This is a genomic window from Bacteroidetes Order II. bacterium (assembly GCA_016788705.1).
GTDB lineage: Bacteria > Bacteroidota > Rhodothermia > Rhodothermales > UBA2364 > UBA2364.
Map to the genome: position 1 here is coordinate 18,026 of JAEUSQ010000049.1, position 25,934 is coordinate 43,959.

18 protein-coding genes are annotated in these 25,934 nt (G+C 46.7%); 12 read left to right on the forward strand and 6 right to left on the reverse strand.

All coding sequences use genetic code 11. From position 1 onward, the window contains the following. Positions 1 to 7: 7 nt before the first annotated feature. The 4 genes from JNN12_12395 to JNN12_12410 are packed head-to-tail and all read right to left on the reverse strand — an operon-like array spanning position 8 to position 4,147. Complete coding sequence (locus tag JNN12_12395; GenBank protein ID MBL7979133.1) at positions 8 to 2,179, reverse strand: PASTA domain-containing protein; 2,172 nt, start codon at positions 2,177 to 2,179, stop codon at positions 8 to 10. Positions 2,180 to 2,235: 56 nt separating this feature from the next. Next, on the reverse strand, positions 2,236 to 2,727 hold the full coding sequence (locus JNN12_12400) for a hypothetical protein (protein MBL7979134.1): 492 nt from the start codon (positions 2,725 to 2,727) through the stop codon (positions 2,236 to 2,238). Continuing rightward, a complete protein-coding gene (rsmH, locus tag JNN12_12405; protein ID MBL7979135.1) occupies positions 2,724 to 3,692 on the reverse strand; it encodes a 16S rRNA (cytosine(1402)-N(4))-methyltransferase RsmH in 969 nt (322 codons plus the stop codon). The genes JNN12_12400 and rsmH overlap by 4 nt, the downstream gene beginning before the upstream one ends. Then, on the reverse strand, positions 3,689 to 4,147 hold the full coding sequence (locus tag JNN12_12410) for a division/cell wall cluster transcriptional repressor MraZ (GenBank protein ID MBL7979136.1): 459 nt from the start codon (positions 4,145 to 4,147) through the stop codon (positions 3,689 to 3,691). The genes rsmH and JNN12_12410 overlap by 4 nt, the downstream gene beginning before the upstream one ends. Positions 4,148 to 4,441: 294 nt before the next feature. On the opposite strand from JNN12_12410, the gene JNN12_12415 reads away from it, so the two are divergent. Further along, positions 4,442 to 5,083 carry a hypothetical protein gene (locus JNN12_12415; GenBank protein ID MBL7979137.1) on the forward strand — a complete coding sequence of 214 codons (642 nt, stop codon included), beginning with the start codon at positions 4,442 to 4,444 and terminating at the stop codon, positions 5,081 to 5,083. A gap of 120 nt (positions 5,084 to 5,203) precedes the next feature. Next, positions 5,204 to 6,628 (forward strand): isochorismate synthase, encoded by a 1,425-nt coding sequence (locus JNN12_12420; protein ID MBL7979138.1) that lies wholly within the window; start codon positions 5,204 to 5,206, stop codon positions 6,626 to 6,628. Here JNN12_12420 and JNN12_12425 read toward each other — a convergent pair. Continuing rightward, positions 6,625 to 7,350: a methyltransferase domain-containing protein gene (locus JNN12_12425; GenBank protein MBL7979139.1), complete on the reverse strand. Its 726-nt coding sequence runs from the start codon at positions 7,348 to 7,350 to the stop codon at positions 6,625 to 6,627. The two genes, JNN12_12420 and JNN12_12425, sit on opposite strands and share 4 nt — an antisense overlap. Positions 7,351 to 7,784: 434 nt before the next feature. On the opposite strand from JNN12_12425, the gene JNN12_12430 reads away from it, so the two are divergent. The 9 genes from JNN12_12430 to JNN12_12470 all read left to right on the forward strand — a co-directional run bounded on the left by JNN12_12430 (position 7,785) and on the right by JNN12_12470 (position 22,937). Continuing rightward, complete coding sequence (locus JNN12_12430) at positions 7,785 to 8,480, forward strand: hypothetical protein (GenBank protein ID MBL7979140.1); 696 nt, start codon at positions 7,785 to 7,787, stop codon at positions 8,478 to 8,480. Positions 8,481 to 9,075: 595 nt separating this feature from the next. Next, positions 9,076 to 10,977 carry a glucosamine-6-phosphate deaminase gene (nagB, locus tag JNN12_12435; GenBank protein ID MBL7979141.1) on the forward strand — a complete coding sequence of 634 codons (1,902 nt, stop codon included), beginning with the start codon at positions 9,076 to 9,078 and terminating at the stop codon, positions 10,975 to 10,977. 382 nt (positions 10,978 to 11,359) lie between these two features. Next, entirely contained in the window at positions 11,360 to 14,467 is a 3,108-nt protein-coding gene (locus JNN12_12440) for a carboxypeptidase-like regulatory domain-containing protein (GenBank protein ID MBL7979142.1), read from the forward strand. 66 nt (positions 14,468 to 14,533) lie between these two features. Continuing rightward, positions 14,534 to 16,624: a hypothetical protein gene (locus tag JNN12_12445; protein MBL7979143.1), complete on the forward strand. Its 2,091-nt coding sequence runs from the start codon at positions 14,534 to 14,536 to the stop codon at positions 16,622 to 16,624. Positions 16,625 to 16,708: 84 nt separating this feature from the next. Continuing rightward, complete coding sequence (locus tag JNN12_12450) at positions 16,709 to 17,716, forward strand: PorV/PorQ family protein (GenBank protein MBL7979144.1); 1,008 nt, start codon at positions 16,709 to 16,711, stop codon at positions 17,714 to 17,716. 53 nt (positions 17,717 to 17,769) lie between these two features. Further along, complete coding sequence (locus JNN12_12455; protein ID MBL7979145.1) at positions 17,770 to 19,095, forward strand: IPT/TIG domain-containing protein; 1,326 nt, start codon at positions 17,770 to 17,772, stop codon at positions 19,093 to 19,095. Between the two features lie 55 nt (positions 19,096 to 19,150). Then, positions 19,151 to 20,434 carry an MFS transporter gene (locus JNN12_12460; GenBank protein MBL7979146.1) on the forward strand — a complete coding sequence of 428 codons (1,284 nt, stop codon included), beginning with the start codon at positions 19,151 to 19,153 and terminating at the stop codon, positions 20,432 to 20,434. A 140-nt stretch (positions 20,435 to 20,574) separates the two neighbouring features. Next, complete coding sequence (tig, locus tag JNN12_12465; protein ID MBL7979147.1) at positions 20,575 to 22,086, forward strand: trigger factor; 1,512 nt, start codon at positions 20,575 to 20,577, stop codon at positions 22,084 to 22,086. Positions 22,087 to 22,256: 170 nt separating this feature from the next. Continuing rightward, on the forward strand, positions 22,257 to 22,937 hold the full coding sequence (locus JNN12_12470; protein MBL7979148.1) for an ATP-dependent Clp protease proteolytic subunit: 681 nt from the start codon (positions 22,257 to 22,259) through the stop codon (positions 22,935 to 22,937). A 145-nt stretch (positions 22,938 to 23,082) separates the two neighbouring features. On the opposite strand, the gene JNN12_12475 is transcribed toward JNN12_12470, so the two are convergent. Beyond that, the gene (locus JNN12_12475; GenBank protein MBL7979149.1) at positions 23,083 to 25,005 is read right to left on the reverse strand and encodes a M1 family metallopeptidase; all 1,923 of its coding nucleotides are present in this window, start codon (positions 25,003 to 25,005) and stop codon (positions 23,083 to 23,085) included. A 393-nt stretch (positions 25,006 to 25,398) separates the two neighbouring features. On the opposite strand from JNN12_12475, the gene JNN12_12480 reads away from it, so the two are divergent. Continuing rightward, on the forward strand, positions 25,399 to 25,788 hold the full coding sequence (locus JNN12_12480) for a DUF1801 domain-containing protein (protein MBL7979150.1): 390 nt from the start codon (positions 25,399 to 25,401) through the stop codon (positions 25,786 to 25,788). Positions 25,789 to 25,934: the final 146 nt, after the last annotated feature.

The window sequence follows — 25,934 nt, forward strand, 5'->3', positions numbered from 1 at the left end:
TTAATTTTCACTCGTATCCAAATAATACGGCGGCTTGCGGTACTGCTGCGCCCGGTTCGGGAGATTGGCGAATAATGCGTCCACCTCCTTTTAATACAACTTTGATGCTACGTGCGGTTAACCAGTTCATGGCTTGTCGGGCATCCATTCCACGTACATCCGGCATTTCTTTAAGGGGCTTAGGTGCTTCATTGTTTACCTCCAATGTCACAACCGTTCCCAATTTCTGGATACTGCCAGCTTTCGGTTGTTGACCAACAACCGTTGACCAAGGGGTGACCGAAGGTGCTACCTTAAATCCCGAAGCAATAAGACGGGTGGTGGCGACTGTTTCTGGTACGCCCAAAACATTCGGAACGGGCGCCTCGGCACGTTTAGGGATATGCTGTGCGGGGCTAAGTCTTTGGCCTACATTCGGTAGTAGCGGAATGAGCCGCTGGGCCATATTCTTAAAAATGGGAGCGGCTGTTTCGCCCCCATAAATATTGGTTTTAGGTTCATCCAACACGATGACAATAACCACTTCTGGCTTGTCAGCAGGGAAGAAACCAGCAAAAGAAGCCCGATAAAGGCCATCCGTATAGACACGGTTAATGGTTTTTCTGGCGGTTCCTGTTTTTCCGCCAATGCGGAGTCCTTGGATATATGCAGGATTTCCGGTCCCTGAAGGAAGCTCGACGGCCCGTTCAAAAACGTTTTCCCGAAGGCTTTGCGCAACTTCCGGTTTACAAAACTGGCGAACCATCTGCGGCGAGGATTTCCAGAGAAGGCGGCCATCGGGGGCGCGGCGTTCCTGTACCAAGAAGGGTCTCATTAGCTTGCATTCGTTGGCAAGGGCTGCGTAGGCCATAGCCATTTGTAGAGGTGAAACATCTACATTGTACCCGCGACTCATCGAGTTTTTGGTAATGCGATTCCACTTCCCCGGCCTCCTAAAACCACCACTGGCTTCGCCGGGCAGGTCCACCAAGGTCGTTTGGCCAAATCCCATCAGGCGAAGAAATTGATAAAATTCATGGTCTTTGAGCCGTTCAGCTACTTGACCGATACCGATGTTGGAAGAATACACCAACACATCCGCAAAACTCAATTTGCCTCGTGGATGATCGTCACGAACAATATTTCCGTGGAAGTTCCACCGTCCGCCACCTGTCGCAAACGAATCGCGGTAAGAAACACGGTTCATCTCTAAGGCTGCGAGTGCTGGGACCAATTTAAAGGTGGACCCCGGTTCTATCTGGGATTGAACGGCATGATTGGTTTGGGCCTTGTTTGGGTCCCAATTGGGGTTAATTACTCTGGATGGCAAGTTCGGATCAAAGGTCGGGACATTGGCCATTGCCAAAATACCACCAGTTTTAGGATGAACAGCAATGGCTGTTCCCCAAGTTGCGCCTACACTTTGTACACCTTTCAGAAGTTCATCTTCCAAAATGGTTTGCCAACCAAGGTCTAAGGTTAATACCACCGATTCGCCGTGGCGAGGTTCTGTAACGGGGCCTTCGGAGATGGCTTGTTGTCTAACCGTATAGGTACCATTCGGGAGGAGAATTGGGCGGCTCTTTTGTAAAGGGCGCTTACCATCTTCCCCGCTTAGAAGATGGTTGTATTGGCGCTCAAGACCCGTTTGGCCTTCGCTATTTACCATAAACCCCAATACATTGCTCGCTAAAACCCCATTGTTGTAGCGTCGCGACATCGTTTGACGGAACATTAGGCCCGGAATTCCCCACCATTCAATTTTCCGTTTTTGTTCTTCTGTTAGTTTTTGTGAGACCAAAATGTTTCGCTTGTTTGAGGCACTTCGTAGCAGTAACGCATAATGCGCTTCGGGACGCCCCGTTAAAGCGGAAAGGTATCGTACAAACCGGACCCGTTCATTTTCGAAGCTGAGGGTTTTTTGGTTTTTTTGCAGTTGAATAGACGTAGTGGCATCTACATAAAGGTCATACCGTGCTTCATTGGCCGCAAGGGTCCGGCCTTCACGGTCTAAAATTGCGCCACGCATGGCGGGAATTACCTCTAAGGAATTGGCTTGTTCTTCGCCGCGTGCCCGTAATTCTTCACCTCTAAACCATACAAGCCGTACCATCTGCCCCAGAATAAGGAGGGGCAAAACACCGAGCAAGGCCAGCGTCACCGTCAAGCGGTTAAAGATTTGATTTCTGATGTCAGCCATAGGTGGTTAGGTGGCCGTTTATAAATCTGTTTGTCGCCCCATTAGGGTTGCGAACATTATGGGATTAAACCCGATTGCGGAATAAGGATGTCGTCTGCATAATGGTATCCTTCCACCAAGCCCAGTCGCTTTGCTGCTTCAACAAGGCTTTGGGGCTCGGTAATCCGGTCGTATTCGGCAGTTAACCGATTGCGTTCCAAGTGCAGACGAATGTTATCTTTTCGCAGTTGTTGTACATGACTTAACAACTTTTGCGCATCATAAACATGACGTACGTACAAAGTACCGATCATTGCAAACAACAACATGAGTAAAAAAAGCGGCAAGCTGCGGAATTTATCTGCTTTTTTAGACTCCGCCTCAATGACAGCATCCGTAATGGCCTTACTTCCTCGGTTCGAAAGGTCGTCCCAAGTGGGCAAGGGTCCCGAAGCCACTTTAGGCCCAACAACAATTCCATCCGGTCCAATACCCCAACTCCGCTTTTCATCGGCGAGTGCACCCATGAATTTACTCTCTTTACGCTTTTTCTTGAACCGATTGTTCATGCCGATGGTGTTTCGGTTCGTGTTGCGATGCGCAGTTTTGCACTTCGAGCACGAGGATTTGTAAAAATTTCGTTTTCGGTTGCCTCAATAGCTTTTGGCAGGATTAATTGCCAAGGCGTTATTAGATTTCCAAAAAAATCTTTATATGGTACTCCCTCAAAGTTTCCAAATTTCAAGAATCGTTTCACGGGGCGGTCTTCCAGTGAATGATAAGTGATTACGGCGAGTTTACCACCGGGCTTCACAAGGGTGAGTGTTGCACGCAGAACGTCTTCTAAAACGGTCAATTCTTCATTTACGGCAATCCTAAATGCCTGAAAAACACGTGCAAGCGTTTTATGCTGTTCTGGTCCCTTAACAACCTCCCTAATACAATCCGCAAACGCTTCTGTTGTCTCGAAAGGACGTTTTTTTAGCATATTCCGCACTATTGTAACCGCACGCTTTTCTTCTCCAAACGTCCAAATGATGCGCCGGAGCGCCTGTTCGTCCAGATGATTGATTAAGGCTGAGGCTGGCATACCCGTTTGGGAATCCATTCGCATATCTAAAGGGCCAGCTCCTTGAAAACTGAATCCTCTGGAGCGGTTGTCTAACTGGTGAGACGAGACGCCCAGATCCAGCAGAATCCCATCCACTGTGTCAATTTCGAGTTGTTGCAAGAGTGCCTTCAGATGGCCAAAATTGCCATATAGTGGAGTGAAGCGTGTGTCATGCTTCAGCCTTTCACCTGCAACACGGAGGGCCTCTTGGTCTTGGTCAATGCCAATGACCCGTGCTCCCGACGCTAATTGGTCTAAGAGTGCCGCTGTATGACCACCTCCCCCCAAGGTTCCATCCACATAGATGCCATTAGGATCTCCTATCAGGTGCAAACAAACTTCTTTACAAAGAACAGGGGTGTGGTATGGGGTCGCGTATGGTTGAGGCGCTTCCTCTACGTTGCCCTTGGCGGAGCGCTTCATTCGGCCTCCCGTTTTCCCATTACCGACTGGATTCGGGTGCCATATTGGGCATCTTCCTCGGCCAGTTCGGCGATTAGCACATCCGGATTCCAAATTTCGATACGGTCTAATGCACCGATAATGGTCACTTTCTCTGCAATGCCTGCAAATTCAATGAGCCGTTTGGAAATGGTGACGCGTCCTTGTCCGTCTAAAGTTTCCTCATCTGCCCAGCGATACATCGAGCGAAGCATGGCACGGGTCTCTGGCTCGTATTGATTTAGGTGCTCAAATTCAGCAGTTTCTTTCTTATTCCAGACATCCAAAGGGTAAAGATATACACATCGCTCAATGCCCCGCGTAAGGACAAATGTATCGTTGGCAGCGGGACTTAGGGCACGGCGCATCTTTGCTGGAAGGGCTACTCGCCCTTTCGCATCTACTGAATAATCTGCTTGTCCTTTAAATCCGGCCATTGGAGCCTATTTTGATACTATTGATGGATTTTTTCCCCACTGCTTGGGTTTATCCCCCACATTTCCCCACAACCTCAAACTATTAACTTTCCCATTGAAATGCACGCCTGTTTTTCAACATGTCCAACGTTATTATCCACATATGACTCGCACAAACATATTGTTTACATTTTTATTTTGATAATAGGTGGATATATAATCACCTGTTATGATATAATATTGATTTTATATTCACCTATTAGAATCTTATTTTTGTGACTAACTTCTTAAATTTTCGACAAAAGATCAAATTCAATGGCCGATAGACGATTGACGGAACGCCAACTTCAGGTTCTCGGATTTATTCGGGATTATATACGCTCCTTTCAGAAACCACCCACGTTGAAAGAACTGGCAGGCTTAATGGGCATTCAATCTACCAATGCGGTACACAAGGTGATCCGTATTTTGGTGGACAAAGGGTATTTGCAAAAAGAAGGCCACACTTCTCGCGGCATTCGTCTGGTAGAGGATGCTGGGGGGATGAAAGATGGGGGAGGGGTGCCCGTTTTACCCGTGGTATCAGTGCCGCCACGTTCCGGTGAAACGTGGTCGTTAGGCCGATACCGTACAATGGCGGTGGATGCCCATTTGCTACGGAATGCCCGCGAACAACATTGCATGGTGGTGGTTGTGGGAGATGATGGCATGGCAAAAGAGGGCATCCGGGTTGGTGATTGGGTGGTTGTCGAGACGGGACCACTCTCTATGCTTCAGGAGGGTGAGATGGTTCTGGCCATGATACGTGAGCGCCCGGTTGTTCGTTACTTATATGCTGCGCGTTGGCAAGTGATGCTGCGCCCTGCGGAAAAACGCTATACAGAAGAAGTGTTTAATACCAATTCGCCTGATTGCTACGTGGTTGGTCGGTTAATTGGCTTGATGCGGCGATATTAAACAAAGGGCAGGCGTTAATTTGTTTGTAGCTTTTATAGGACGATGTGTGAAGCCGTCTTTGGTATCGTATCTTATTTATCTTTAATCTAATTTTACGAAACCGGAAAGCAACGAGATCGTTTGGATAACAGATTTGTTGCAACTGCTTATGATTTGGAATTGAGATTTCCTGTTTTGCCATATCAGCCGGAGGTTTTGTCTCCTGTCGCAAATTTGTGCCAGCAAATAGAGCGATTGTATGACGAAATACCGAGACACCGCAAGGTGCTCCGGTTGGTGCGTTTAGAAGCCCAGGCGTCTGAAATAGATGTCTTCTCTTGGTTATCAGCACAAGAACAGCATCAGAAATTGTTTTGGGGAGACCGCGACCGAAAAGGGCGGGTTGCGGCAGTGGGAGTGGCTCATGCCATTGTATCACAAGCCTCAGGATTCCCCTTCCGCCGTATAGCCGAGGCGCAACGCTTGTTAAAAAGTGAGCCCAGTGCCCGTTTCTACGGAGGATTACGGTTTGAACATACTGTACCCGATGAAGAATGGGAGCCTTTTGGTCAGTTCAGCTTTTTTCTTCCGCGTTTCGAGATGATACAAGTGGCCGAGTCGTATAAATTGGTCTGTAACCTTGTATTTCCCAGTGATTTTGGCCAGCTCGAATCCATCAAAGCTGAGTTAAATGCCCTAACGTTTCCTGAAACGCCCCTGACGGGTCATTTTTCATTGCCCATAAGCCGCGATAATGAACCCAAAGTACGGGCATGGCAGAAAAAAATTCTGTGGTTGTTGGAAGCCTTTTCCAAAGAAGAGTTGCATAAAGTGGTACTGGCACGAAAAGCCGTCTTCCGTTTCCCCGAACCCCTCAACCCAGTATTATTGCTCAAAAAACTCTATGAATGTAAGCCGGATTGTTTTCATTTCTTCTTTCAACCAGACCATGGAATCTCTTTTATAGCAGCCACACCGGAACGGTTGTATGGCCGTGATGGGCAACATATCCTGAGCGAAGCCGTTGCCGGTACACGGCCCAGAGGCCAAGCACCCGCACAAGATGCGGCCATTGCACAAGAGTTATTACACTCCGAAAAAGACTTGCGAGAGCATAATTACGTTCGAACCTTCATCCGAGATGCCCTTTCCGGATTCTGTGATACCCTGCAAACAGACGATCAGGCCACCCTCATGACCCTTACCCGTCGGATGCACTTATATGCCCGTGTAGAAGGAACACTTAAACCCAATGTACGAGATGCCGACTTGCTCCGTGCGCTCCATCCCACACCCGCCGTAGGCGGATACCCGACCTCGGAAGCCGTTTCTACCATTGCCGCATTAGAGCCGTTCGATAGGGGCTGGTATGCTGGCCCCATTGGCTGGATTGGCGCAGAGGCTGCCGAGTTTGCGGTCGGTATTCGTAGTGGCCTTCTCCGACGGGATACCTTATCGCTGTATTCGGGGGCTGGGATTGTTCTGGGTTCGACGCCGGAAGACGAATGGGCAGAAATTGAGCAGAAGATTTCCGATTTTCTCGAAGTGCTTGGATTAGAGGTTTAGGCGGGGCCAAAGGGTTTTTTACACACGAACAGGGTTCCAGCCAAGCGATTGTGCTGCACAAGACTGGCTGGGAAATGGTTTTCAGCCTGAATAGTCCGTACATCAAATCCGATGCTTCCCAGTGTTTCAGGAAGGTCTTTGCCATAGTGATGTTGGTATTGATCTGCGTATTTACCCCATAAATGATGTCGTTCTGCCAGAGTGAGGTCGTCTGCATGAAGGGTGATGGGCGACATTGCATCGTAGGGGTTTTGCATCAACAGGCAGCCACCGGGTGTTAAAATCCTATAGAGTTCTTTAAGTGCTTGTACATCGTTTCGGACTTCCGGTAAAACGTGGTGGCACATTACCAAGTCGTATGAGGCATCGTCAACGGCTAAATTTTCTATGTCTAAGTGAATATCTACTCCTTGTACATAAAGATCTGTCGTAACGTAAGTCCAGGGTTTCCAATTACGAAAAATCTTCTCAAAACAAGCTTCGGGTGCAAAGTGCAGCACCCGCAGTGGTTGCTTTGGCAACAGAGAATCCTGAAGAAACAGCCAAAATGCGCGGTGTCTTTCTAAGGAGCCGCAGACAGGGCATTGGGCATTGGCGCGTTTATTGGCGCCACCGGGCAAGAATTTCCTAAAGTGCCCGTCGCATACCGGGCAATAATATGTGTGGCCACGTAAAAAATGAGCCACGATTCGGCGAATCACCTTTTTTATGATTACATTCATAAACGATATAGACCCATTGGGTTAAAAAGATGACTATTCACAAATATATGATCTGGTCTGGCTTTCATATAAAGAATATTGTCTTATAAACTAGACATCTGTGTTTACGATACTATACCAAAAAACAGGGCGGCTTGGGGAAAGAAAGAGGATTGTTGCCGCCGTGTTTTTCCCAAAGACAAGTACGATAGTGTCTATGAAGGATCATACGCAATAAAAGGTAAGTTATGGGTAAAATTGAACATGAGCGGATATCGGGTGTAAAAACCGCTCTCTTTTCCGATCTGTAATAAAAGGATTGAAAGGCGTGATAAGTTGTTAAGTTTGGTCAAAACCCAAAGAAAAGGCATTGTGTTTGCGAAAAACAGAACAAAGGAACTTTCCCACCCCAGCTACCAAAAAATTATGTAACCCCACCTTAAATCTTACTTCCCATGAAAAGATGGTTTATTGGATCTGTCATGATCCTATTGGTTTTAACGACCACCGCTGGCTGTACGTTGAACAAATTACCAGAATACAATCTTCGGGACCAGAAAATGGCGGTAATGGCTGCCATTCCTCCTTCCCCTAAAATTTATTCGGATTTTTGGTACGACACCCGTATTGATTATCGTAACCCTTGGCGAGCAATGTTGCGGGTTGGAACAGCCGTCGCGAAGTATATTCAGGTGGACAAAGCCGAGGCGCGCTTAGACAGTGCCTTGCAACACGTAGATGTGTCGGAGATTATGGCCCGGAAAACGTTGTTATCGGCTGCTGAACCTATTGGTTATGCGCCAGTTAACAGGGTAAAAGACGCTGACTTTATTATGGACCTGCGTATTCAACAGTATGGTATCCGTGCCGATTCTTGGTTTGGTGCAACCTACCTTTTTGTCGAAGGGGATGTCTTGATTTACGATAACCAAACCAATAAGGCCATTTGGAAACGGGGAATTCAAGTTCGGGAACGGGTATCCCGCCATTGGTTTGGTTTGGGAGGGGGCGCTGGAAACATCTTTACGGCTACCGATCTGGCAAAACTCTCTGTGAAAGACATGGAAGCCGGGTTCCGAAACTTGGCCGAGTTTGCGGGCGAACGGATTGCCCGTTCCATTTTGGACGACTACCAACGCAAGCGACGTTAAGCAAAGGCCGTTTTTGAATAAACTTGTTGCCCTTCTTCCAAAGAGTAGGGCATTTTTTTTAGCCCTCGAAGAGCATAAGCGGCATTTCAGCCATGCCCGACGGTGGTCTCTTACATACCATAAACTGTTATGGTGGAGTACCCTAGACATAAACCTATAGTGATAGTGCTTCAAGAAAATCCAAACCAATTCCCCAATATGGGTATATCTCCAAGCGGCTTGGTGGTGAAATCAAGCCGCCTTTCTCTTTTGGCAAAAGGGTATTCGTTGCCAAGGTAGCGTTTGAAGTGATTCCAAAACATGCCTGAATTTTACAGAATAGGTCAAAAGGATGGGGGTCTGTAAGTAATTGATTTTACACATTAACCATCAACGTCCAAATACCCCCTGTTTTCTAGGGAGCCTAAAAAGAAAAAAGCCCATTCCACTTCTTTATGGTTTGGTTAATTTACCGGAACCTCATCCGCCACATTAAACATTGTATGGGTTCATGTCCTATTTTATACCAAACGTTAACGTATGCTTGCTCCGGCAAACTTTGGCTTTTCCAAAAGTTTTGCTTGGTCGGCCTTGTCCCTAAAACCATCGTTTACCCATGTCAAACACCACACGAATTCAGGCCAGATCCAGTCATGCCATGCGCTTGGAGAGATTGCCTGTCCTCATTTTTGATGATCCGGCACAAATGGCGCGACAAGTTGCCAGAAAAGTGGCCAACCTTATCCAAGACCGTGCCGTTACCGGAAGAATGGCCGTATTGGGCCTTCCGACAGGTTCTACACCTATTGGCGTTTATCGTGAATTGGTTCGGATGCACCAAGAAGAAGGGTTGGATTTTTCCAATGTCATCACGTTTAACCTCGACGAATATTACCCGATGAAGCCCGATGCGCTGCAAAGTTATCATCGGTTTATGGAGGAAAATCTTTTCAAACATGTCAATGTTCCTCGTAAGAATATCCATATTCCCCGTGGCGATATCCCCCGTGAAGAAGTGGACACGCATTGCGATGAATATGAATGGCAAATTAAAAAGGCGGGTGGAATAGACCTGATGTTATTGGGCATAGGTCGAAGTGGGCATATTGGCTTCAATGAGCCGGGTTCTCGCCGCGACGATCGTACCCGAATGGTTGTTTTGGACGAAGTGACACGCCGAGATGCTGCTGGGGATTTCTTCGAAGAGAAAAATGTCCCTCGCGAAGCCATCACGATGGGGGTAGGGTCAATTCTAGAGTGCCGTGAAATCATCCTAATGGCCACGGGTGAACACAAAGGTTATATTATCCGAAAAGCCGTAGAAGAAGAACCCAATAGCAGTGTGACCGCCTCGTTTTTGCAGGAACACCTCCAGTGTACCTTCTATGTGGATCGGGCGTCGGCGAGTGAATTAACACGCGAAAAAACACCTTGGATTGTGGGTGATGTTTCATGGAGTGCCGAAATGGCCCGTAAAGCGGTTGTTTGGTTGGCTAAAAAAATCAAAAAACCAATCCTGCATCTGGAAACCGCAGACTTTCACCACCACCATATGCACGATTTGGTCAATGCTCATGGGACTGCGGATGAACTGACGTATAAAATCTTTATGGAGCTTCGGGATCGTATCAAATACCAGCCTGAATTGCCCAAGAAAAAGTCTTGTATCTGCTTTAGTCCCCATCCAGACGATGATGTCATCTCGATGGGAGGGATGCTCGGAAAATTAGCCCAGAACAAAAATGATGTGACCGTTGCTTACATGACGAACGGATCGGTTGCCGTATTTGATATGGATGTGGAACGCCATCTGAGGTTTCTAGAGATGTCTGCACGGCTCCACGGCGGTGCGGAAGGAGAAGCCCGTATCAAAGCCTTTACACGTCCGATTTTTGATTTTATCACCCACAAAAAACCCGGCCAAATAGACACTGCCGAGATTCAACAGTTGAAGGCTTATATCCGATACACCGAAGCCATTGCCGGAATTGAAGTAATGGGCTTGCACGAAAAGGACGCACGTTTTCTGGATATGCCCTTTTATAAGACAGGGGAGGTAAAAAAAGCCCCCATTGGCGAAGACGATGTTCAGATTGTTTTAGACCTCTTCAATGAGCACAAGCCAGATCATATTTATGTGGCAGGGGATTTGTCTGATCCGCATGGAACACACCGAATGTGTTATACGGCCATCAAGCGGGCATTAGAGAAATATAACCAACAAGAAGGGGTGAAGAAACCACTCGTTTGGCTATACCGTGGGGCTTGGCAAGAATGGGAAATTGAGAAAGCCGATATCTTTTTACCCATGTCTAAAGCAGACCTAAGCCAAAAAATTGACGCCATCTACAAACATGAAAGTCAAAAAGACCGGGCCCTTTTTCCTGGTTCGGATGCCCGTGAATTTTGGGAACGGGCGCGCGACCGCAATGTGGGCTTAGCCCGCGAAATGGATGCCCTTGGTTTACCAGAATTTTATGCGGCGGAGGCCTATGTGACCTGCCACGAAATGCCATAAGCCCATCTGATCTAAAGAAAGGGGGTCTGTTTAGATAGATTCCCTTTTTGATTTTTTATGAAGTTAATCTGGTTAACGAAGTGGTAAAAGGTTTCTGTTTGGGGGGGGCGTTTTTTAAAGCCCACCAATTTGGGTTCTGTTAACCTCACGGATAGACTAAGTGTTGAAAAAACAGAGACCATTTCTGAATCGAAAGGTGATTTTTTGGGAGAAGTGTACGCCAAACGGATGGCCTTGGTCACCCATCAAAAAATGGTACACCAAAAAAGCGCTTGCGGTATGGGATTAAAATTGGTACTATTCCCCAAAATGAGGTCATATTTTTGGATTTGTGCTATACATTATGAACTTTCTCTCATCTCCCGATAAAACCCGATCAATCATGAAACGCAAATGCTGGAGTATCCTGCTTTTGCTTGTGCTGTACACTGGTACGGCTTGGGCACAAAGCGGAAAAATTGCCGGACGGGTTACTGATGCCGCAACTGGGCTGGGGCTTCCCGGTGTTACATTGCAGGTACTTGGAACCACGCAGGGCAATGTGTCGGACACGGAGGGTTATTTCTCCATTATTAATGTCCGACCGGGAACGTACACGATTCGCGTCTCCTTCATTGGTTACGAGACCGTAAATGTGAGCGATGTGCGGGTGAGTACCAACCTGACTACCCCGCTGAATGTACAACTAAAAGAAGAAACGACCCTAACGGAAGTAACGGTTATTGCCGAACGTCCCGTAGTCCAAAAGGATGTTTCTAACTCGACCGCCAGTATTGGGGCACAGGAAGTGGCTCGCCTACCCGTAGCCTCGGTTACAGGAGCTGTGGGCCTACAAGCTGGTATTCAAGGACTCTCGTTTCGGGGTTCAGGCTCCGACGAATTGTCTTTTAACGTCAATGGCCTCACCCTGCGCGATGAACGCGACAACTCGCCGATTACCAATATCCCGCTGTCTTCGGTAGAGGAAATTCAGGTGCAAACAGGGGGCTTTAATGCCGAATATGGCAACGTAAGGTCTGGTGTGGTAAACGTGATCACGAAGGAAGGAAAGCGGGATCGCTATGAAGCCAGTATTAATGTGCGGTATAGTCCGCCAGCACAAAAAAATATTGGGCCAGCAGCCAATGACTTAAATTCGTACTGGATTCGCCGTTTCATAGACCCACAAGTGGCGATGACCGGAACAGGCTCTTGGGACCAAGCCACGCGGGACCAATATGGAACCTTTGAAGGATGGATCGCCGTTTCCGAAAAACGATTAAAGGACGATGATCCAACCAACGATATGACGCCGGAAGCCTTGCAAAAAGCATTTTTATGGCAGCATCGGAAGAATATGCAGATCAATCGTCCTGATTACAATGTGGACTTTGGATTTGGCGGTCCTATTCCTGGCCTGAACAAAATCGGGAATACCCGCTTTTATGCTTCTTTTATCCAAAACCAAGACATTTACATGATTCCACTCAATACCGATCGGTATCGAGATTATAATGGCCACATTAAAGTTACATCGGACGTAGCGAAAGGCATGAAGTTCTCGCTGGAAGGCATGATGGGGCGGCAAAGTGGGACTTCTGCAAGCCGTTCGGGTGCTCCAGGCTTTTTCCGTTCTGCCTCTGGTATCGCCAGCAACCTGACAAGTGTGAGTTTTATTGATTCGCGGATTTTCTCGCAGGATTATTGGAACCCAACCGAGGTAAATAGCAAGATGTTTGGTGCTACATTCAACCATGCATTGAACGGTAAAAGCTATTATGAAATTCAGGCGGCTTATTTGGCTACGGAATACGATACGGTTCCGGGAGAAGGTCGGGATATTTCGATTATACAAACCTTTGGGGGTGTTGGTTTTGACGAAGGCCCTTATGGCTTTATGCCCAATCCTTCTAATGGCGTAGATGGGATGCGGATGGGTGTAGGGATGTCTAACGCTCGCGACTCCAGTTTTGTTGGGGTCTTTAACCTAAAGGGGAACTATACCAATCAACTCAATCGTTTTCTACAAGTTCGGACTGGTTTTGAGCTAAACCAGAGCAACACCAAAGTGAATTATGGCAACTTTGACTCATACTTGCCCTCCAGTAATTCACAGTCCAAATGGGATCGCTCGCCCATTCGTGGGGCACTGTTTGCACAAACCAAATTGGAATTTAATGGAATGGTAGCCAACCTCGGTTTGCGTGCAGACTATTTCCATGCGGGCGGAGACTGGTATGTTTTAGACCCATTCTCGAATGTATTATCTTCCAAAGGGTCTCCCGAATTGGAAAATCAAGAAAAGGCCCCAACGAAGAAGATTTTGGAGTTTAGCCCGCGCGTAGGTGTTTCTTTCCCCGTCACAACGCTTTCCAAGTTGTATTTCAACTACGGCCACTTCCGCTCCATGCCTGCCCCCGAGAACTTGTTCTTGGTGCGGTATGCCACCACAACCGGACAAATAACCCGCATCGCCAATCCGAATAACCCATTACCCAAAACGGTTGCCTACGAATTGGGCTACGAACAGTCGGTTGCGGAGCAATTCTTGATTCGTGTTGCCGGATATTATAAAGACGTATCTCTCCAGCCTTATCTGGTAAACTATGTCTCTAAAAACAATACCGTAAACTATACTACATCCGAACCCAATTTGTATGAAGACATTCGTGGCTTCGAAGTGACGCTTTCTCGGAATCGCGGTTGGTTGCAAGGATTTGTCAACTTTACCTATATGGTGAATTCTTCAGGCTACTTTGGCTATGGAACGGTTTATCAAAATCCGCAAGCCATGCGGAACTATGTAAACGACGATGCGGTACGCCGTGCTGCCCAATCCAAACCGCAACCATACCCCTATGGGCGGTTGAACATAGACTTGATTTCGCCGGATGATTGGGGGCCTAAAGTGGGAAATATGAACCCCTTGGGTGGATGGAAGACTAGTGTAATTGTGTCTTGGCAAGATGGCGGTAAAGCAACCTGGGTGGGCGGGGGCTCTAAACCAGGTGTCGAGCGCAATGTGGATGTGGTGGACTTTTGGAACATGAACCTGCGGTTTGCCAAGTCCTTTTATATCGGAAAGAGGGGGGTAGAGTTTTTTGCTGATGTGTTTAACGTATTGAATACCAAACGCTTATCCTCATATGGCTATTTCGATGGCGTGGACATCAACAAATATCGCCTTTCCTTACATTTGCCGGAATCGCCCGACTATCCCAACATCCCAGGCAATGACAAATTCGGAACGTTCCGTAAGCCAGGAGTGGCTTACCAGCCCACGACTGGCATCCAAAATCGAAGCAGCGTCACAGCTTCCGGAGATGTATTGTATTATGAGTTCGATACCAAGTCCTATATCCAATTCAAAGATGGTCAGTGGGTGGATGCGGATAAAAGTTTTGTGGACGCTGTACTGAACGAAAAACGCTACATTGACATGCCAAATCAGGAATTTCTGAACTTCTTAGACCCACGTGACTTCTGGTTTGGACTACGGATTAAGTTGTAATACAGTTTAGGCCTGTCTGCAATTGCAGAACAGGACTGGTTGAAACATCAATAGGCGAAAATTTTTATGCGTAAGTATTTTAAACTCCTGCCTTTGTTCTTGTTGCTGGTAGGAGCCTTCCAGATGACAAAAGCTCAGTTTACCAATAGATGGCTCTCTGCCGGCAGTTTCCATAACTGGTATGCCGAAGTGGGGAGCGAGGTAGAATCAGCCGGATTTGTTAAAACCCAGCAAGATGGATGGCGTTGGCCCGGCATTTATCGCTATACCGATATGCAGGCTGCCCGAGGCATGTGGATTGGTGCGAAGAATGTCACCGATGACAAAGGCACTAAATTTGATACCCGCGTGGTTCATATCGGGCCACGGGTGAGTGGTGCCAACGAGTTCTTCCCGATAACCTTTAAGTTGATCAGCCGTTTTGAATTGCCCTCTGTCTTTGTAGATGGAGACCCCTCCGAGCCAGAAGCGGCCATGATTGTGGATGAGGTGGATCCTAATTTGGATGCCGATTTTGCCCTCGAAAACGTGGTGAACAACCTCTTGGGCCTGACCATGAAACGCAGGGTTTTGCAATTCTCTCAGGAGTTCAATGATAACTACCACGTGCAGGAATATACCTTTACCAATACTGGCAATACCGATGGGGATGCCGATATCGAATTGCCAAATCAGACCCTTACCGATGTCATGATTTATTTCCAAACCCGGATGGCTGTTGCAAAAGAAACCCGCTATGTGGTGGGCAACGGCTCTGGTTGGGGGATGAATACCATGATTGACGCACGGGGCGACGGACTTCGTCCAGACCCAGCCAACCAAAATTTCCGTGCACAGTTTGCGTGGCATGGCAAATTTCCTGCTTTTACCCGATACGATAACATTGGAGGGCCGATCCTCAAGAGTGCGCTTCCGGCACTACAAATTGCCTCGGCGGATACATTAGGACGTTTGGGCGCTTCCCAGTTTGCGGGAACCGTGGTGCTCCATGCCGATAAGTCGGCCACCGACAAGGCAGACGATGTGAACCAACCGTTTACCATGAACTACATTGGTTCGGATGACAACTACCAATCCCGCAACGACGCTTTTAATGTTTCCCAAATGGAAACCGAGTACCGCGTTATGACCCAAGGTAAAAAACCACGTCATGCCTTTATTGTAGAACCCACCGGAGATCCGGGCTTTAAGGCGCCCACCGGAGACCCTGCATTGGGTACGTCTGGCGGATTTAGCAATGGGATGGGGTTTGGCCCCTATACCCTGAAGCCAGGTGAAAGCATTAAGATTGTCTTGGCCGATGCGGCGGCGGGCTTAAGTCGGGAGGAAAATATCCGGGTTGGTCGCTTGCTTCAAAAAGGCCAGATCAGCGTAGCACAGAAAAACGATATTGTTTTCCAAAGCCGCGACTCATTGTTCCAGACCTTCCGGCGGGCGATTGACAACTACAAAAGTGGCTTTAAAGCACCAAAAGCCCCCTTACCACCGAAGCAGTTGGAGGTAAAGTCTGGTGGCGATCGTATCCAGATTTCATGGACGCCGTTTGCTGGTGCACAAGTAGATGGTTGGGAAGTGTATCGGACCAAAAATAGCTATGACTCTACCTATACAATGATCAAGCGGTTGGGTCCATCGGAAACCAGTTTTGATGATACTACTCCTATTCGGGGGTTGGATTATTTTTATTACGTGCAAGGTTATGTGGATAAGGCTAAGAATACCGGTGGGCCGGGTACGCCAGCTAACCGTGTCTTGAGAAGTAGCCGCTATTTTGCCCAATCTTATGCACCAGCAAAGCTTAAACGGCCTGCCGGAACAGCTTGGGATGGTGTACGTATTGTACCGAACCCCTATACCATCGCGGCTGGAACAGACCTACGGTTCTCGCAACGAGACGCCTTGGGCTTCTTCGACATTCCGGGTATTTGTTCCATTGAAATTTATACCGAATTGGGCGAATTGGTGGACAAATTTGAGCATACCGATGGGTCTGGAGATGCTTATTGGGACCACACTACCTCTTCCCGGCAGTTGATTGTTTCTGGCATCTATATTGCGGTCATTACTGCCAATGAAGACCAACTCAACAAAACGACGGGGGCCGTAGAGTTTCGGAAAGGTGAGCGTAAGATCATGAAATTTGTCGTTATCCGCTAACCATTTAACCATCAGAGGAAAAAAATGAACACAACTGATGCATCCAAATGGTTCGTAGAGAACGACCATGAAACGAGGAACACCATGAAAATGACCAATATCTTTGTCTTTTTGTTGCTCGTGATGCCTGTAAGCCTGTGGGCACAAAAAGACAATCAACAAAAATTAGCCCAAACGGGGATGAAGTTCTTAGCGGCTTCGCCTGATCCGCGTGCCGCTGGTTTGGGAGATGCCATAACGGCCTTGGAAGGTGGGGCGGAGATGATGTTCTACAATCCAGCAGGGATGGCCAATATGAATGGTAAGTTGAGCGCCTCATTTGGTCAGATGGCTTGGATTGCCGACATCAACTACAACCTAGCAGGTGTGGCCTTTAAGGCTGGAAACATCGGAACGTTTGGTGTAAGTGTGATGAATGTGGATTATGGTGAAATTAAAGCCACTGTTCGTGCAGATAATGATCGTGGCTATTTAGATTTACCGAACAGCATTCATCCGGTGGCCATGTCGGTTGGTTTGAGTTATGCGCGTTCTTTGTCGGATCGCTTTGCCATTGGAGGCAGTGTAAAACGTGTTACCCAAGACCTTGGTAGTGCTGCTACACAATTCGACAAAACGTTGGGCGATTATGTGTACGAGTCCTACAAGCAATCCGTCATGGCCTATGACTTTGGCGTTTTATATAAAACAGGATTTAAAAGCCTGCAATTTGCTTTTAATGCGCGCAACTTTGCCAAAGAGATAAAATATGAAGAGGAAACCTTCCAACTCCCTCTTTCCATGCGCATGGGGATCTCGATGGATTTGTTGGACTTCTCGGCGATGGGCCAAGACCATAATTTATTACTCTCGGTTGATGCTGAACACCCCCGTGATTTTCCGGAGGTTCTTAAAGTTGGGACAGAGTATTCTTTCCGGAATTTGCTCTCTTTACGCGCCGGATATGCCTTCCCTTCAGACCAACAGGGCCTTACTTTTGGTGGAGGGGTACAATTGAAACGGGGCGACCGAAAGGTACAGGCGGATTACTCGTACACCCAATTTGGGATATTCAATGCCGTTCAGCGGATCGGTATTAAAATTGGACTCTAACGGCAGTTTACGGCCTTTTGCATAGGCCGGAGCGCTATCAAGCCTTTACAGACATGAAGTACATTACACGTAAATTTCCCCTCTTCGCATTGCTGACCATTTTTTGGGCAGGCTGCGACTTTAACGGCGATAACTCGCTGTTTAATGAAGAAAACCTCGGCTCAGATCCTGACCCAACGGTTACAAGCATTACAAGTGTAGAATCGCCACCTTTTGCCGGAATTGATGTAATCTCCATCAAAGGGTCGAATTTTTCTTCGGATCCGACAAAAAACATGGTCTATGTTACATTCTATCTCCCCGCTGTAGATGCTGCTGGTAATATCATCAGCACAGGTGGAAAACCCGATCGGGGCAAGGTGCGAGATGCCATTCGTGCTACTGTCCTTACGGCAAGTGCAACAGAACTAACGATACGGGCGCCCATCCGCCCAACGTTTGACCCCAAAGACCCGAAAACCCGTCCATTGGAAGAAGTGGATATTCGGGTGGGAACTTTGGGTGCGGAAAATTTCTCGGCAACGTCTAAGGTCCTTATTGCGCCATCGTTTGAACCTGTTAATACTTTTGATGCCAAGACAGAAGAACCATTTGGTATGACGAACGACAAGGCCAACAATATTTATGTCTCGCTCTTTGTTAGTGGAAGTGCAGCGGGGGTCTTTACCTATGCGCCAGATGGAACCCGTTCTCAGTTCCTTACCGCTGCCAATGTACAAAGCCAGAAGTTTGATGACATGCAGTATCGCGACGATGAAGGTTATCTTTACGCGGTTCGCGGGTTGAGGGCTGTTTTCCGGTTCAAGAAAAACAGCAACCAAGAGACCTACGTGGCCATTCCGACGACCTTGGAATCAGCTCGTCTTGTGACCTTGGATTTTGATGCGAACAATAACCTTTGGGTGGGCGGCAATAATGCAAACTTATATCGGGTGAAGCCGGATAAGACTACGAAAAACTATGCCTTCGTCGGCGACGTCCGTTCTATTCGTGTTTCCGGCACAAATTTGTTCGTATTGGCCAAAAAAGACAACCAATTTAGCGTTTTCCGCTTCCCAATAGACGGCAACAGCGACTTAGGTACACCTGTGAAAGTCACAGACCTGAATCTCGGAACAAATGAAGCCTTTGCGATTGACCTTGCAAAAAACGGAGACATTTTTGTAGCAACCAACCGAAATCCAGATCCTTTGTTGCTCATTAGCAATGGCCAAGTCTCCACGCTCTATCCGGGCACTTTCATTGGAATGGCCCGTTCCTTTGCTTGGGGTGCAGATCCGATCCTCTATGTTGGACAGGGGGTTTTGCCTTTGGGAACCTCTACTTCCATCGCCGCAAACTTCTTGATGATGAACACCCGAAAGCAAGGGGTTCGATAAACAGTTTGATCTAAAAAGTTGTATTTTAAGGGCAGGTTAATACTTGCCCTTTTTTATGTCCAATAAAACCTCTCAGAGCCGTACCGTTTGGCTCCTTGCCCTGATGTCGGCTTTTTTATATGCCGACCAAAACTTGATGGCCCCCAACCTAACCCAGATTGCCCAAGAGTTTGGATTTTCTGAGACAGAACGAGACGTGAAACTTGGGGGGGATATCTCGTTGGTTTTCTGGATGTTAGGCGGGGTGGTTACGCTGTTTATTGGTCATTGGACCGATCGCGTTGCTCGGAAGCCATTGTTTCTGGCCGTTGTACTCATCGGAACGATACCATGCCTGTTGACCGGATTTGCCCAAAACTATACACAATTGTATTGGCTACGTGCTTTTACAGGAATTGGCATTGGCGGTGCTTTGCCATTGGTCTATTCCTTGTTGGGCGATTTGTTTCCTGCAACACATCGTGCAAAAGCTACCGGGATTATTGCACTGGCTATGGGGCTGGGCGTGGCCTCTGGGCAATTGATGGCGGGCTTTCTGGGACCCGTTTATGGCTGGCGATTACCTTTTGTGGTGGTGGCTATTCCCAATTTATTGCTTACCTTTGTGTTTGCTTGGTATGTGACCGAGCCCAAACGTGGTGCTTATGAAGTAGATAGCGCAGATATCCACATCTCCAAAAAAATAACCTTTTCCTCTATCCGAGAATTGTTTCAGATTCCCACCAATCGGCTAATCTTTGCACAAAGTATTTTGGCAACCATTCCTTGGGGGGTGTTTTTTACTTTTTTGAATGACTTTTATGCGCAAGACAAAGGTTTTTCGGTTGCACAAGCCACCCTTGTGGTGATGGGAGCCGGAGTGGCCAGTATTATCGGGAGTTTTGTGGGGGGGCTTTGGGGAAATCGTCTTTACAATGAATCAGCTGCAAAATTGCCAAAATTAGCTGGTTGGACCACTTTGGTGGGCGTATTGCCTGTTTTAATGCTCTTAAATTATCCTTCTCAGAAAGGCTTCTCAACACCTGGGATAGGCTGGCCACTCTTTTTGGCGGCTGTTTCAGGGTTTTTGGTGATTATTGCCAGCCCCAACATCCGGGCAATGCTCATCAACGTAAACCGGCCTCATGCCCGAGGATCCGTTTTTGCCCTATACAACTTAGCCGATGATTTAGGACGTGGCTTTGGCCCGGTCGTTATTTCACTGATGGTCGTTTGGTGGGGGCGGACCTATGCGTTTTCCGTAGCGGCTGGATTTTGGTTGATGGCTGGCCTGATTATGTTACAAATGGCGAAAACTTTTCCCACCGATGAACAGAGAGGGGGCAACCTACGCGATTAATCAGGCAGGGTATTGAATTTTATGAATCTTTATTATTCCCGAATTGCCATTTAGATATTCATTCGCTATTTTGATAAACTTAATTCTTCTATGTACTTTTAAGGTCTCTGTTTTATACATGCCAACCGAATGAACGTTTTATGAACACCACAATTACTCCTGTCAACTCGGTGGAATATGATTTTGTACTTGAAATACCTGCTACCGAACTGACGCCTTTTATTGAGAATAAACTTCGTCAAGTGGCCAAGAAAGCTACCATGCCGGGGTTTCGTCCGGGCAAAGTACCAAAACAGCTCATCAAAAAGTTGTATGGTGAAGCAGCTGCATTCGAGGTGGTAGATAAACTTGTGAAAGACACGTTTGAAGATGAAGTGTTAGACAATCCTGCATACGAAACGTTTGGTCAGTCTAAAATGACGGTTTTTGAGTATGCAGATGGTCAAGACCTTAAAGCCGTTATTCGTTTTGGGATTTATCCGCAATTTGAATTGTCAACACTAGAAGGGGTTCAGGTTTCTCGTCTTGTGAATCCGGTTACACCAGAAGACGTGCAGGGGCAGCTTGACTATATGCTCCTCCGCCAATCTACCTTGGAAGACTCGGATGATGCGGTTGGTGAAAAGTCTATCCTTACAACCGATATGGTGGAGTTGGATGCCGAAACCAAAGAAGTGAAAGATTCGGGTAGAAATGAGGAAAATGCAACAATTGTGATGAATGACCCCAATCTGTTGGAGGTTTTTAAAGCAGCATTATTGGGCAAAAAATCAGGCGATGTGGTGGAGGTTACCGTAACACACGAAGATCCTGCACACGCACATTCGCACGTTTGGCAAGTTACCATCAAGAACATTCAGGAACGAAATATTCCGGAGTTGACCGACGAGTTGGCCGCTAAAATGTCTCAAGAGCAAGCCAAGACGGTGGAAGAATTGAAACAAATCCTTGAGAAACAGGAAACTTCTGCCCGAGAAAAACGCTCCAACGATTTGGTTGATAATAAGGTCATCAGCGAGGCGCTGAAGGCGAATATATTTGAAGTGCCAGAATCGGTTGTGGAGTCTATGTTAGACCATTATGTCAAAACATATAGGGAAGAACAACTCCGCAAATTTAATGGAAAACTTCCTGATTCATACAATGAGAACCATTATCGGCTTTCGCAAACGAAAAATGCCGAGCAGGCAGCCCGTTGGATGGTTATCCGTGACAAAATTATAGAAGAACAGAATTTTGATATTTTGGACGAAGATTACCAAGCCTATTACAATGAACTGGCCTCCGCATTAGGTTTTGTTGACGTGGATATGATTCGTAGTATCTTTGAACAAAACAATAAGGAGGCCTTCGTGAATGAAATGGAAGATAAAATCTTGTCCCAAAAAGCCTTAGACTTTCTCAAAAACAACGTAGCCGTTGTGGAAAAGTCGCGTGCAGACTTCGAGAAAGAGCAAGCTAAGGAAGACCTCTCGTATTTGGAAGGGCAAGAAGCCAAGATCAGTGCCCAGGTAACCGAATTGCAAGAAGGAGGGGAAGAGGACGTTGCCCGCGATTTGCAAAAAGACTTGGCTAGTATCCGAGCGGAGATTGAAGAAATGAAACAAGAACTGACGAATGTGTCGTCGGAAGCAGGCGTAAAAGCCGAATAAATACCCGCTGGGGAACCAGTTTGAAAAGGGTTGGTTGTGATGTGTTCAGACCAGCCCTTTCTTTATCTGGAAAGGGGTCTGTTATCAAATAAATGTGTTTCACCAGACAAATCCGCTGAGTCTATCAATACTTTCATACCATCAGTAGATTGTCTTTATTCCAAAGCCCAATGGTGCAAGATTTCTTTAAGTTTACGCGCAGTTTAACGTCTATTCCAGAAGGTATCTACAGTAAGCCCTTTCAGAATACACCCATTCAGGCGGTGATTCCAACCGTTGAGGAAGTGACGTCGCGTGGTTCTATCCGATATGATATTTTCAGCCGCTTGCTCAAAGAGCGCATTGTGATGATTGGTACGCCGATAGATGACTGGACCGCCAATCTGGCCATTGCGCAGCTGTTGTTTTTGGCCAGTGACGATCCCGACCGCGACATCAGTATATACATCAATTCACCTGGTGGAAGTGTGGATAGCGGCTTGGCCATTTATGATACCATGCAGTTTATTACGCCTCAGGTAGCCACCATATGTGTAGGCTTGGCTGCCTCGATGGGTGCCGTATTGCTGGCAGCGGGTGAATCTGGAAAACGGGCGGCATTGCCTCATTCCCGAATCATGATTCATCAGCCGCTTGGAGGCGCACAAGGGCAGGCGTCTGATATAGAGATTACCGCCCGGGAGATTGCCAAGATCAAAACAACCCTTTATGAAATTCTGAGCCATCATACGGGTAAATCCCTCGAACAATTGGAATCTGATGCAGACCGTGACTATTGGCTGTCTGGAAAAGAAGCCCAAGCGTATGGGTTGATAGACCGCGTTTTATTACCCGAACCCAAGCACAAATAACCCGTCGCCGGATGGTTGTTTGCCCCTTCAATAACCCATGAAAGATTTAGCTGGCGAAACGGTATTTGACACTTGCTTCACGAATCAAAAAATAGCCCCTGTTCAATCACACAACAGGGGCTATTTTTATGTTCATCAAAAACAATTAGTTTTTACTCTTCCAAGCGTCGTTTGCACGGTTTTGGTCTGGCAATAGTTTATCTGGATCTAATTGCACCTTTAAAACCTTGCCTTTCACGGGTAACGACTTGGTAAAGGTATCTCCCATATGCCAGATGATGGCGGGTAGTTTTATGCGCTCTTTGGTATTGTTTTGATAGGTGATTTCCAATAGCTGTGGCAGTATCAAGGGCTTGTTTTTTTTGAGGGTAAGTATCATTTCACCTGATCCCATCTCAACGCTTTGAATCCCCACATCATACCGTTCATTGGAATAAAACCAACCCCGCCAAAACCAAGCAAGGTCTTCTCCAGAAACATCTTCGATGGTGCGGAAAAAGTCTTGTGGCTGCGGGTGTTTATATTTCCAGCGCTCGGTATAGGTACGGAAAGCGGCATCGAAAGACTCCGGGCCAAGAATGTATTCCCGAAGGAGCGTAAGCCCATAGGCGGGTTTGTAATACGCCAAAAGACCTAATGCCTCCGGAACAGTGAGGTCTGGTGCGGTGGTTAGAGGCTGGTCCCAATAACCTATTTGGCTGTAGAAGGTGATTTGCTCTGCGGTATTTTGCCAAAAGGACTTTGGATCTTGTTTGTAATAAGAAAGGGTGGCATAGAAGTTGATAAACGTGTTAAATCCTTCGTCCATCCATGCATGACGGCGTTCGTCGGATCCAACGATCATGGGGTAATAAATGTGGCCGAATTCATGATCAGTAACCCCAAACAGGCTTTCTCCTCGGTCTCCAACAGCACAAAAGATCATCATCGGATACTCCATGCCGCCAACAACACCTGCCACATTGGTCATAGAAGGGTAAGGATATTTCATCCAACGGGTGGCGTATTCTTTTAGGGAATGGGCCATCATCTGTGTAGATTCTTCCCATCCGGGGTTTTCCGAATTGCCCAGCCCTTCTTTGGGATACGCGGAGGCCAGCCAGACGCCATCCACGGTGGCGGCATCCCAGATAAAGGCCGCCGAGGCTGCCCAAGCCACATCACGGACATTTTCTGCCCGGAATTTCCAAACCAAGACCTCTTTCCCTTGTGGCCTGCTTGTGGGTGTGCCCACTTCTTCCGGCTTCACAATCCTTACCGTGATGGCTGTGTTTTTGGCTTGTTGATAACGTTGAAGTTGGGCAGTGGTTAAAACGGTTTCTGGATTTAATAAACTGCCGGAAGCGACAACGATCATATTTGAGGGTGCGGTAATCTCGAAGTCATAATTTCCGTAATCTAAATAAAATTCGCCTTGTCCCAAGTAAGGCATTGTATTCCAGCCATCGGTAGCGTCATATACGCACATACGTGGGTACCATTGGGCCAATTGATACACCATGCCTTGTTCGGCATCAAAACGTCCCATACGGTCTGCGCCATATTCCGGTATAACAAAAGACCACTCTATTTCTAATTGTACGATTCCGCCTTTAGCGGCCAAAGGGGCTTCAAGGTCCACCCTCAAGCGTGTATCGTTGAGAAAGGTCTTCGGGGTGTATCTTTTTCCATTCATGATTACCATAAGAGATGGAAGTTCCAAACCACCATCCGCAAAACTACCGCGCCAGCGCGATTCCGGTGGTTGTTTTAGTTGGCCTGCACTATTAGGTTTAAACAGGTTTTGCTCCATATGCAGCCATAAAAAAGGCAGGGCATCCGGTGAATGATTGGTATAGGTGATGGTTTGTCTTCCGCGAATGGTATGGGCTTCGGGGATAAGGCTGACCTTGATCTGATAGGAAGCTGTATTTTGCCAATACTCGGCGCCTGGGGCTCCGGATCCGGTTCGGAGACCGTCTGCGGGCGGAAAAGGCATTGGAGCAAATTGGGTGTGGTTGGGGCCTTGTGCCCATGCAAGTCCTGAAAAATAGGCGGTGATGAAGAGCAAGCGAATGGTTTTGAGCATCTTAGCGTAGTTGAATTGAGCATAAAAAATAAATTACAAAATACGGCAAAAAAGGTAGATACCACCGAGAACTTGTCAAAAAAATGTATTGGTATCGGGCTACACCCTTGGAGAAAGCCGCTTGACTTACACTAGTAAGAATTTTTATACTATGCAAATGTTAATTTGTTAATTTTTTATCATATAGGTAAACAATTTTAAAAAGGTTTTTCTAATCTGTTATGTACAGACAAGATAATTCTAAATAAACTAAATGATTATACCAATATTTGTGATTAACATAATTATATTTGTATATGGTATTTATAAAATATTTTAAAGAAAATTTTTATTTAAAATTTATAAAACACTGAATTTTAATTTAAATAATTCTTGAATTAATCATAGTTGTTTATGAGAAACATGTATTCAGAGGTTGATCAATTCATAGATCAATATGACGGGCCCCAGCGTGAAGTAATGATTTACTTACATCATCTATTGGTTTCAACATATAATTTAACTGATAAAATAAGATATAAAATCCCTTTTTATTATAATAAGAGCTGGATTTGTTATTTGAATCCGCTCAAGAATGGTGTTGTAGAGCTTGCCTTTATCCGTGGGAATGAACTTTCAAACTACCAAGGTCTGTTAGCGCATAAAGGCAGAAAACAGGTGTACGGTATTGAAGTAAGTGACCTTTCTAAAATGCCAAGGGAAAAGATTGTTGAAATTATTCAGGAAGCCATTCTTTTAGACGAAACAAAGCTATATGGGTCGAAAAGAAAACCTATATATTAATTTTTAGTAACTGGTTAGCCTGCGGGGCCCCGATACTCTGGGATACCGCCAGATAGCACGGTATAGAGTTCATTGAAAGGATTGAATTGGAGTTTTCGGACAGTGGAGATAAAGGATTGAATACGGGCATAGATTTCCGCTCCGTA